The organism is Cryobacterium sp. 10I5 (assembly GCF_035019865.1).
Taxonomy (GTDB): Bacteria; Actinomycetota; Actinomycetes; order Actinomycetales; family Microbacteriaceae; genus Cryobacterium; species Cryobacterium breve_A.
The window spans coordinates 1-10,191 of the sequence record NZ_JASJVI010000105.1; the positions used below are offsets into that span (position 1 = coordinate 1).

General features: G+C 68.8%; 9 protein-coding genes. 1 reads left to right on the forward strand and 8 read right to left on the reverse strand.

Features of this window, described 5'->3' with window-relative positions:
- Nucleotides 1-550, reverse strand: a 550-nt coding sequence (locus QN350_RS17455; RefSeq protein WP_323516965.1) for an ice-binding family protein, incomplete at its 3' end; no start/stop codon positions are given.
- Nucleotides 551-960: 410 nt separating this feature from the next.
- Here QN350_RS17455 and ppsA point away from each other — a divergent pair.
- Nucleotides 961-3,351, forward strand: a complete 2,391-nt coding sequence (gene ppsA, locus QN350_RS17460; RefSeq protein ID WP_322137759.1) for a phosphoenolpyruvate synthase — start codon at nt 961-963, stop codon at nt 3,349-3,351.
- Nucleotides 3,352-3,375: 24 nt separating this feature from the next.
- Here the strand turns inward: ppsA and QN350_RS17465 are convergent, their stop codons facing one another.
- The 7 genes from QN350_RS17465 to QN350_RS17495 all read right to left on the reverse strand — a co-directional run bounded on the left by QN350_RS17465 (nt 3,376) and on the right by QN350_RS17495 (nt 9,858).
- Nucleotides 3,376-3,723 carry a hypothetical protein gene (locus tag QN350_RS17465; protein ID WP_281535628.1) on the reverse strand — a complete coding sequence of 116 codons (348 nt, stop codon included), beginning with the start codon at nt 3,721-3,723 and terminating at the stop codon, nt 3,376-3,378.
- A gap of 84 nt (nt 3,724-3,807) precedes the next feature.
- A complete protein-coding gene (locus tag QN350_RS17470) occupies nt 3,808-4,026 on the reverse strand; it encodes a hypothetical protein (protein ID WP_281535627.1) in 219 nt (72 codons plus the stop codon).
- Between the two features lie 3 nt (nt 4,027-4,029).
- Complete coding sequence (locus QN350_RS17475) at nt 4,030-4,311, reverse strand: glutaredoxin family protein (RefSeq protein ID WP_281535626.1); 282 nt, start codon at nt 4,309-4,311, stop codon at nt 4,030-4,032.
- A gap of 56 nt (nt 4,312-4,367) precedes the next feature.
- Complete coding sequence (gene galE / locus QN350_RS17480; RefSeq protein ID WP_322137758.1) at nt 4,368-5,486, reverse strand: UDP-glucose 4-epimerase GalE; 1,119 nt, start codon at nt 5,484-5,486, stop codon at nt 4,368-4,370.
- Between the two features lie 41 nt (nt 5,487-5,527).
- On the reverse strand, nt 5,528-7,363 hold the full coding sequence (locus QN350_RS17485; protein WP_322137757.1) for a glycosyltransferase family 2 protein: 1,836 nt from the start codon (nt 7,361-7,363) through the stop codon (nt 5,528-5,530).
- Nucleotides 7,360-8,709 (reverse strand): UDP-glucose/GDP-mannose dehydrogenase family protein, encoded by a 1,350-nt coding sequence (locus tag QN350_RS17490; RefSeq protein WP_322137756.1) that lies wholly within the window; start codon nt 8,707-8,709, stop codon nt 7,360-7,362. The genes QN350_RS17485 and QN350_RS17490 overlap by 4 nt, the downstream gene beginning before the upstream one ends.
- Nucleotides 8,710-8,778: 69 nt before the next feature.
- Nucleotides 8,779-9,858, reverse strand: a complete 1,080-nt coding sequence (locus QN350_RS17495) for a UDP-glucuronic acid decarboxylase family protein (RefSeq protein WP_322137755.1) — start codon at nt 9,856-9,858, stop codon at nt 8,779-8,781.
- Nucleotides 9,859-10,191: the final 333 nt, after the last annotated feature.

Below are 10,191 nucleotides of genomic sequence, written 5' to 3' on the forward strand. Positions count from 1 at the left end.
GGCCGCCGTCGAGGGTGACGTCGCTCGTGATCGTCACGCCGGTGTTCCACTTATAGAGCCCGGGTGCGAGGGTGAGGCCGCCGATCTCGCCGGCGCCCAGGTCGACCGCGTCGGGCAGGGTGCGCCCGGCGGCATCGGTGTACGCGGTGCCCATGTCGCCGACGGCGGTCGTGAGCAGGTTCGGGGCGGTGATCTCGCAGGCGGGGCCCGCGGCATCCACGGAGTAGACCAGGCCGGTCACCTCCGGGCAGCTGAGGTGGATGGCCGCACCGGTGATCGGGCTCGCGCCGACGTTGCCCGTGATGGCCGAGGCGTAGACATCCGTCACACCTGTCTTGGAGAGGATCGCGAAGGTGCCGGCGAGGCCGAGCGCGACGGGTGCGCGCACGGAGCCGACCGGGACGGCGGCGGAGGCGGAGCTGGCCCCGGTGGTGGTGGCGCCAACCGTGCCGACCGCCGCGAGGGCGATCGCGACGAGGAGGACGGGCAGCCACTTCCGGGCCGGTCTGGGGGTGCTGGGGTTGGTGGGTGTCTGGTCGAATGCGGTCATGGTGATTCCCTTTGTTCCCGTGAACCCGGATCCGCGACGCGGAGCCGGGGCAGGGCCGTCGCGCGCGGCGGCCCCCGGAGCTCCATCCGGGTTACGCTCGCTGGCGGAAGTGTGCCGGGAATGCACCTCTCCAGCCACCGGGGCAGACGGGTACCGCACCTGGAACAGGTGCCCTCAGCGGCTGGAATCCAACGATCGAATCTGTCTAACCCCCAGACTAGGGCCATAATCCGCAGGCCCTGAACCGGGGGAAGCCTTCCGGGTGAATTCCGGAGGAACACCCGGTGCCGTGCCTGCCAGGTCGCGGGCACTAGCAGCGGCCCTGGCGCAGCAGTAGGTTGCCGAGAGCGGATGCCGTCGGCGCCACGGGACGCCGGGTCGCGGTGTTCGAACTCGCGGTGGGAGTCATCATGTCAGAGCGTCATGTGGTCTGGTTCGAAGAGATCGGCCTCGCCGACATCCCCCAGGTCGGTGGCAAGAACGCCTCCCTCGGCGAAATGGTCGGCTCGCTCGCCGGCCAGGGTGTGCGGGTGCCGGACGGGTTCGCGACGACGGCGGATGCGTACCGCGCGTTCATCACGGAGAACGGGATCGAGTCCGCCCTGCGTACCGCCCTCGACAGGTACCACGCCGGCGAGGCCACGCTGCGGGCCACCGGGGAGACCCTGCGCGAGCTGTTCCTGAACGGGGAATTCCCCGAGGACACGGCCGCGGGCATCCGCTCGGCCTACCGGGAACTGTCTGAGCGTTCCGGGCAGCTGAATCTTGCCGTGGCCGTGCGGAGCAGCGCGACCGCTGAAGACCTTCCGGACGCGAGCTTCGCCGGGCAGCAGGAGACGTTCCTGAACGTGACCGGGGAGCGAGACCTGCTCGTCGCCTGCCGCCGCTGCTATGCGAGCCTCTTCACCGACCGGGCGATCAGCTACCGGGAGGTCAAAGGATTCGACCACCTCGACGTGGCCCTGTCGATCGGGGTGCAGCGGATGATCCGCTCCGATGTGGGCGGGTCCGGCGTCATGTTCTCGATCGACACCGACACCGGCTTCCCCGGGGCAGCCGTGATCAGCGCGGCCTGGGGGCTCGGCGAGACGGTCGTGCAGGGTGCCGTCGACCCGGACAAGTACCTCGTGTTCAAGGCGCTGCTCGCCGACCCCGCCCTGACCCCGATCATCGAGAAGACCCTCGGCGCCAAGGCGACCAAGATGATCTACGCCGCCGGAGGCAGCGCCCGCACCCGCGTGATCGACACCCCGCTCCGGGAGCGGGACGCGTTCGTGCTGAGCGACGGCGAGATCGTGCAGCTCGCCCGGTGGGCCGTGATCGTCGAGGATCACTACGGCCGGCCGATGGATATGGAGTGGGCGAGGGACGGCATCAGCCACGAGCTCTACATGGTGCAGGCGCGGCCGGAGACGGTGCAGTCGCAGGCAAGTGGCACGGTATTCACCGTGAGCCGGCTGCTCGAGAGCGGGCCGCTGATCGTCTCCGGCGTCGCGATCGGCGACAGCATCGCGACCGGGACCGCGTGCGTGATCCGGGACCCAGCCGACATCGACAACTTCATCGACGGCGCGATCCTCGTCACCGAGATGACCGACCCCGACTGGGTGCCGATCATGACCCGGGCGTCCGGGATCGTGACCGACCACGGCGGCCCGACCAGCCACGCCGCGATCGTCAGCCGGGAGCTGGGCGTGCCCGCGGTGGTCGGCACCGGCACCGGCACCGACCTGATCAAGAACGGATCCTCGATCACGCTCTCCTGCGCCGAGGGCGACGAGGGCTTCGTCTACGACGGCACCCTCGCCTTCGAGACCGAGGAGGTGGACCTCGGCACGGTGCCGTCGACCCGCACGAAGCTGATGGTGAACATCGCGAGTCCCGCCGCCGCGTTCGAGTGGTGGCGGTTGCCGGCCGCGGGCGTCGGCCTGGCCCGGATGGAATTCATCATCAACAACCTGATCACGATCCACCCGATGGCGCTCGTGCACCCGGAGCGGGTCACCGACCGTGCCTCGCTCCGGCGCATCCACGAACGCACCCGCGGCTTCGCCGACCCGCAGGAGTACTTCGTACAGACCCTCGCGCTCGGCATCGCGAAGCTCACCGCCCCGTACTACCCCGACCCGGTGATCGTGCGGATGAGCGACTTCAAGACGAACGAGTACGCGCACCTGCTCGGCGGCGGCGCCTTCGAGCACACCGAGGAGAACCCGATGATCGGGTTCCGCGGCGCCTCCCGCTACTACGACGACCGCTACCGTGAGGGCTTCGCGCTCGAGTGCCGGGCGATCAAGCGGGTGCGCGAGGAGATCGGCTTCACCGACGTGATCGTGATGGTGCCGTTCTGCCGCACCGTGGCCGAGGCCGACAAGGTGCTCGCGGTGATGGCCGAGAACGGGCTCGCCCGCGGCGAGAACGGTTTGCAGGTGTACATGATGTGCGAGATCCCCGCCAACGTGATCCTCGCCGAGGAGTTCGCGACCCGGTTCGACGGCTTCTCGATCGGGTCGAACGACCTCACCCAGCTTGTGCTCGGCGTCGACCGGGACGCCGGCGACCTCGCCGGCCTCTTCGACGAGCGCGACGAGGCGGTCAAGCGGATGATCAGCGAGGCCATTCGCAAGGCCCACGCCGCCGGGATCAAGATCGGCATCTGCGGGCAGGCGCCGAGCAACTACCCGGACTTCGCGGCGTTCCTGGTGCGCGAGGGCATCGACTCGATCTCGCTCAACCCGGACAGCTTCCTGAAGACGGCGGGCATCGTCGCCGAGGCCGAGGGGTTGCTCGACACCGTGTGACGGCCGCGCTCCGGCGGTGCGGCGTCAGCCCCTGCGGTCGTCGTACTGCTCGAGCACGGCCTGCTCGTATTCGTACTCGGCCGCCTCGGCCGCAGCGCGGGCCTTGGCGACCCGCTGGCTGATCGCATGCTCGGACTTCTCCAGCCGGCGAGCCTCGAGTGGGCTCGCGTTCTCGAGCAGATCCTGAAGCGTGTCCGGGTCGAGGTGCATGGCCTCGATCGCATCGGCCTCCGACCGGGAGACCGCCGCCTTGCTCCGCAGCAGGCGCACCCGCGCATCCTTCGCGTCCTGCCGCTTCGCCGCCTCGGCGTTCGCAATGTCTTCGTCGCTGCCGAAGCGCTCGATGCGCTTGTCCTGGCCTGTGTCACCCATGATGCCTCCCCGTTTCCGTGGCATCGTAGCGCGGCAGTGCCGCGGAGGAAACGGCCCCGATCGGGTGGTGCCGGATCGGTGGCGTCAGCGGCGCTGGTTGCCGCGGCCGCTGGTCCAGAGCCAGCGTGCCCTGGCGGTGGCGATGCCCCCGGCGGCGAGCGCGACGATCGCGACCGGTACCGCCACGCCGACGAAGGCGTTGTGGTTGATCGCGTTGAAGTAGAGGGTGCCGAGCGCGATCGCGCAGCAGACGAAACCGGCGATCCCGCACATCTGGAAGGTCCAGTCCTTGAGGCTGCGCACGGCTCAGGCCTCCAGGGAGAACTGGGCGAGTCTCGTGCGCAGGTCGGCGTCACTCGGCTCGACGAGGTGGCTCGCGTCGGGGAACACGATCACGGGGATCCGGGTGCGTCCGCTGATCGCGTGGGCGCGGTCGGCGCCGTCCGCGACGGCCTCGAGGTCGACGTAGTCGTAGTCGAGGTCCAGGCCGTCGAGCACCTTCTTCGAGCGGCGGCAGTCGCTGCACCACTCCGCGCCGTACAGGGTGATGCGGGCGTCGAGGGGCGCGGATGCTGTTGCTGCGGTCATGGGCCGATCTTACGTGGCCGCGCTGGGCATCCGTCTGTGCGTCGGTGTGGTGGATGTCAGGTGAGGCTGAGGGCGGCCTCGAGGGTGCGGTCATGGTAGCCGACCGGGTTGGCCTGCTGGAAGGCCCAGGAGTCTGCGCACATGTCGCGCAGGTCGCGGGTGGTGTGCCAGCCCCAGGCCGCGGCGACCAGGGCAGGGTCGGCGATGAGCGCATCGACGTCGCCCGGCCGGCGCGGCGCGATCTGGATCGCCAGGCGCTTGCCGCACGCAGCCTGGAATGCCTCCGTGAACTGGAGAACCGTGGTGCCGACGCCGGTGCCCAGGTTGAACCGCTGCAGCCCGAGCGCGTCGTCGAGGTGATCGAGCGCTACCCGGTGCCCGCCGGCGACGTCGACCACGTGGATGTAGTCCCGCACGCAGGTGCCGTCGACGGTGTCGTAGTCGTCGCCGAAGATTTGGAAGCGACTGAGTCGGCCCACGGCGAGCTGGGTGAGGTACGGCATCACATTGTTCGGGATGCCTCGGGGGTCCTCGCCGAGCAGGGCGCTCGGGTGTGCCCCGGTGGGGTTGAAGTAGCGCAGCGCGATTACCCGGAGCTCGGGGTAGCGGGCGCAGGCATCCGCCAGGATCTGCTCGCACATCCACTTGGACCGCGCGTACGGATTGGTCGGGTTCGCGGGGCTGTCCTCGTTCAGCAACAGGGCAGCGGATGCCGCCGCACCGGACACCGCAGGCGCGGCGGCCCCGTAGATGGAGCAGGACGAGGAGAACACCAGGTTGTGCACACCGTGGGCGACCATGGTCTGCAGGAGCCGGACCGTGGCGCCGATGTTGAGGTCGTAATAGTCGAGCGGGATGCCGACCGATTCTCCCACCGCCTTCTTCGCGGCGAAGTGGATGACGGCGTCGATCGGGTGCCGGTCGAAGACGGCGGACAGCGCCATGCCGTCCCGCATGTCGAACTCGTACCTGCCGGCCAGCCGGCGTCCGGCGACCTGCTCGATGCGGTCGAGGGCGCCGCGGGAACTGTTCGAAAAGTCATCGACCACGACCACGTCGTAGCCGTTCTCGAGGAGGTCGACGCTCGTGTGGCTTCCGATGAAGCCGGCGCCGCCGGTGACGAGCACCGTGGCGATCGGCGAGTCCGGGTCGAGGTGGGTGGTGAGTGCGGTCATGAGCGGGGGCTCCTTGTCGGTCTGTGCAACGCGGGACAGGTTCAGAAAGGCAGCTGGATGTGGGCCATCGCCGGGGCGACGTACGCGGGGAATGGAGCGACGGCGACACAGAACGCCGCGCAGGCGGTGACGCCGACCGCCAGCGGGGTCCGTGCGGTTCGGTGCACGGCGACGGCGAACCGGGTGCCCGCCGAGCGGGCCGATTCGAGGGCGTGCAATAGCGGGAGGGTGATGGCGACGATGGAGTAGCAGAACGCGCCCAGCAGGCAGAGGAACACGTAGCCCTGCCGGTCGCCCTGCTCTCCTTCGCCGATCAGCGCCGCACATCCCAGAAGGATCGACAGTGCCGCGAAGGGCATCACGATGCGCAGGCTCAACGGCTCCATTCCGTTCCTGACCTTCGGCGTCACGCGGAAGGTGACGACCGAACCCGTGCGCAGCGACTGCGCCAACCCGGCGAGCACGCCTGCCGTGATGAACGGCCAGCGGGCAAAGGTGTACAGCCAGTTCTCCCAGCTCACGATGGGTGCCCGGTGCGGACGAAGCAAGTCCCAGCGACGGATCGTGTACGTCAGTGCGAGCATCCACGCGCCCACCAACATCCACCGCAGCAGGAACTCGAAGTAGCTCACGTTCACCCACGGCGATCCGGTGATGACCGCGATGGGGGGCAGGGCCAGGCCGACGACGGTGGTGATGACCAGCAGGGGATAGAACGAGAGGGCGAACAGGAATCGAACACGAAGCATCCACGACAGTCGCGGAAGGTGCTTCGGTGCCGTCGTGGTGAGCAGCATCATGAGGCTGCGAGACCATTGGAACTCCTGCGTCACCATGGCGGTGACCGTGAGGGGACCGTCCCCGTGTGCTTCGGCCCGGTGGGCGAATGCGCCGTGCCATCCTGCGGAGGTCAGCAGAAAGCTCGTTGAGAAGTCCTCGGCGAGTTCCGGGCCGATGCCGCCGATGTCGCGAAGCGCCTCGGTGCGGACGGCGTAGTGCGACCCGATCGATACCGGGGCCAGGCCGTCGGAGTGCCCGCTCTGGAACGGGCCGTGGAACGAGGCCTCTTTATACAGTCGGCCTCTGGCCGACCACGACGTGGCCGAATTCGAGTCGCACACGCTCGGAGCTGCCACGTATCCGATCGCGGGGTCTCGGAATGGGCGAACGATCTCGGTCAGATAGCTGCGGGTAGGAATGTGGTCGCAGTCCAGTTGGGATACGACGTCGTAGGTGCGGTATCCCACGGTGTCGTAGAAGTAGGCCAGGTTGCCTTCCTTGCACTTTGTCCGGCGTGGCCAGTCAGCCTCGTGATAGTCGGCGATTCCGCGCCGGCTGAGCAGGCTGACCCCGTTGGCCGCGCACCAGCCCGTCGTCTCCGCGCTCGGGTCTTCATCGCAGAGCCAGACGTCAAACGGATGCGGGTACTCCTGATCGAGCATGGCGGTCAGTGTGCGCTGCGCGGTCGACCACGGTTCGGAAGGAGCTTTCGTCACGACGAACGCCACGCTCAGATCGGGGACCTCGAGCGTCGGGTCGACTTCACGAAGCCGGTTCATGGTCGCCGTGAAATAGAGAGGCAGGTAGGCCAGATAGAAAAGGAGCATCGAGTTGACGACCATGCCGACCCAGCCGACGAGGTGCTCCGGTCGGAGCCACCACGCCCAGAAGAAGGCGAACGTGATGAGCCAGCCGGCTGTCAGTATCCCGATGACGACGCGTTGGCGGGTATCGAGCACGTTGACGAAGGTCTCAGCACGAGTCCGCCGGGTCGGGGCGCGCCTGCCGGACAGCACCGGCCCGGCAGGGGTCACGGCCACCACGGTACTGCGCGTGTGCACGGTGAGCGCCGCCTCGCGGCGGGGGACGACCGTCACAGTGTGACCGCCAGGTCGGCGACCTCGGCCCCGCCGAGCGCGGGGCGGCCGATCGCGCGCACGGTCCAGCCGGCGTCCTGCCAGCGCTTCGGGTCGAGGGTGTGCCGCGCGTCGATGATGAGCGGGGTGCGGGCGGAGTTGATCACGGCGCTCGGGTCGAGTTCCCGGTAGACGCCCCACTCGGTCAGGTGCAGGGTCAGGTCGGCGTCGTCGAAGACGTCGGCGAGGCTTGTCGCGTACTCGAAGTGCGGGTAGGCGCGGTGCGCGTTCGCCTGGGCTTCCGGGTCGTGCACCCGCACGGTCGCGCCGGCGAGGCGGAGCTGCTCGGCCACATGCAGGGCCGGTGAATCGCGCACGTCGTCGCTGTTGGGCTTGAACGCGGCACCGAGGATCGCGATGCGCTTGCCGGCGGCCGAGCCGCCGAGCAGTTCGGCGGCGAGGTTGACGATCCGGCTGCGGCCGTTCAGGTTGATCGCGTCGACGTCGTCGAGGAAGGCGAGTGCCTCGCCGACGCCGAGCTCGTCGGCGCGGGCCTGGAAGGCGCGGATGTCCTTGCCGAGGCAGCCGCCGCCGAATCCGAGCCCGGGAGAGAGGAACCGGCGGCCGATGCGCGCGTCGTGGCCGAGGGCATCCGCCAGGGTGAGCACGTCGGCACCGGCCGCGTCGCAGACCTGGGCGATCGCGTTGATGAACGAGATCTTGGTGGCGAGGAAGGCGTTCGCCGACACCTTCACGAGTTCCGCGGTCGCGGCATCCGTGGTGATGTACGGCGTGCCGGTGGCGAGGATGTCGGCGTACACCTCCCGGAGGATGGCGTCGGCCTCGTGCGAGCTCGTGCCGGCGACGATGCGGTCGGGCCGCAGGGTGTCCTCGACCGCGAAACCCTCGCGGAGGAACTCGGGGTTCCACGCCACCTGCGCCTGCACGCCGACGGGCGCCAGCTCGGCGACGAGGTCGGCCAGGCGGGCCGTGGTGCCCACCGGGACGGTCGACTTGCCCACAATCAGGCAGGGCCGGTCGAGGTGGGGGGCGAGGCCGGCGATCACGGCGTTGACGTGCACCATGTCGGCGGCGTGCGAGCCGGGCAGCTGCGGGGTGCCCACGCAGACGAAGTGGATGTCGGCGAAGGTGGCGGCCTCCTCGAGCGAGGTGGTGAAGCTGAGGCGCCCGGCCTGGACGTTCCGGATCAGGAGTTCGGGCAGGCCCGGCTCGAAGAAGGGGGCCCGGCCGGCGGCGAGGGCTGCGATCTTGGCGGGGTCTGAGTCGACCCCGAGTACGTCGTGGCCGAGCTCGGCCATGGCGGCGGCGTGGACGGCGCCGAGGTAACCGGTTCCAATGACGGTCATGCGCATGTGATTTCTCCTGGCTTCGGGTGGGTCAGAGAGTGCGACGGGGAGTTTGAGGGGGATACGGGGTCAGGCGGAGAGGGCTTCGGAGAAGTCCTCTGAGACGTCGTCGATGTCGGTGATCGTCGCGGTCGGGCGGCCGGCGACGGACAGGCGCAGGGGCGCCGGGCTGCCCTCGAACTGGGCGCCGGCGATGAGCTCGGCGGCGTCGGCCACGAGCTGCCGGTTCGCGAGGAACCAGTCCAGGGTGCGCCGGATGCCCTCGGCGGTCTCGACTTGCGGCTGCCAGCCGAGCCGTTCGGCCGCGCGGGTGATGTCGGGCTTCCGTCGGGTCGGGTCGTCGACGGGCAGCGGGTGGAACTCGATCAGGGAATCCGACCGGGTGAGCTCGAGCACGAGCCGGGCGAGCTCGTCGACCCGTTTCTCGACCGGGTTGCCGAGGTTGATCGGGCCGCGCTCGTCGCTGTCGATCATCGCGACGATGCCGCGCACGAGGTCGTCCACGTAGCAGAAGCTCCGGGTCTGGCTGCCGTCACCGTAGATGGTGAGCGGCTGGCCGTTCAGAGCCTGGGCGATGAAGCTCGTCACGACGCGTCCGTCGCCCGGGCGCATCCTCGGGCCGAAGGTGTTGAAGATGCGTACGATGCCGACGTCGACGCCGAGGGTGCGGGCGTAGGCCATCGAGATCGCTTCGGCGAAACGCTTGGCCTCGTCGTAAACGCTGCGCGGCCCGATCGAGTTGACGTTGCCGAAGTAATCCTCGCGCTGGGGGTGCACGAGTGGGTCGCCGTAGATTTCGCTCGTGGAGGCGAGCACGAAACGGGCGCCGTGCTCGAGGGCCACCTTGAGTGCGTTCTCGGTGCCGCGGCTGCCGGCGGCGAGGGTTTCCAGGGGCATCCGGTGGTAGTCGGGGGGTGAGGCCGCGCTCGCGAGGTGTGCGATCGCATCCACCTCGCCGGTGAGGTGCAGCGGCTCGGTGACGTCCGCCGCGACGAAGGTGAAGCGGGGGTTGGCCAGGAAGGGTTCGATGTTGCTCCACTGCCCGGTGGACAGGTCGTCGACGCAGACCACGGAATCGCCGCGGTCGAGGAGTGCCTCACAGAGGTGCGAACCCAGGAATCCGGCTCCGCCGGTGATCACAACGCGCATAGTCCAGTTCTCCTTCGGTTTCGGCGCGACAAATCACGCGGGAAGGCGTGGTGTGCTGCGTCGTCGGGTGGCTGAGAGCCGGCAGCAAGGGGGTACGCCGGTCACAGGGGGTACACGAAGGAGGCCCAACGGAGGGCATCCCTCCGTTGGGCTAGAACAGTAAGAATGGAGGCATTCCCGGCGGCAATCTAGGGACAAATGTCCCGAATTACGTGATCAGGTGTGGAAAAGGGAAGGCCTTGTGCACTCTCCGGAGTCGGGGTATAAGTTGTTCACCACGCGATTTACCGAAAACCCGAAACATGCGCCACATCCAGCCCCACCCAGCCCGAC

Bases quoted from the DNA above. Each gene is read 5' to 3' on its own strand.
- ppsA (WP_322137759.1), top strand. From the start codon at position 961: ATGTCAGAGCGTCATGTGGTCTGGTTCGAAGAGATCGGCCTCGCCGAC.
- QN350_RS17465 (WP_281535628.1), bottom strand. From the start codon at position 3,723: ATGGGTGACACAGGCCAGGACAAGCGCATCGAGCGCTTCGGCAGCGAC.
- QN350_RS17475 (WP_281535626.1), bottom strand. From the start codon at position 4,311: ATGACCGCAGCAACAGCATCCGCGCCCCTCGACGCCCGCATCACCCTG.
- galE (WP_322137758.1), bottom strand. From the start codon at position 5,486: ATGACCGCACTCACCACCCACCTCGACCCGGACTCGCCGATCGCCACG.
- QN350_RS17490 (WP_322137756.1), bottom strand. From the start codon at position 8,709: ATGACCGTCATTGGAACCGGTTACCTCGGCGCCGTCCACGCCGCCGCC.
- QN350_RS17495 (WP_322137755.1), bottom strand. From the start codon at position 9,858: ATGCGCGTTGTGATCACCGGCGGAGCCGGATTCCTGGGTTCGCACCTC.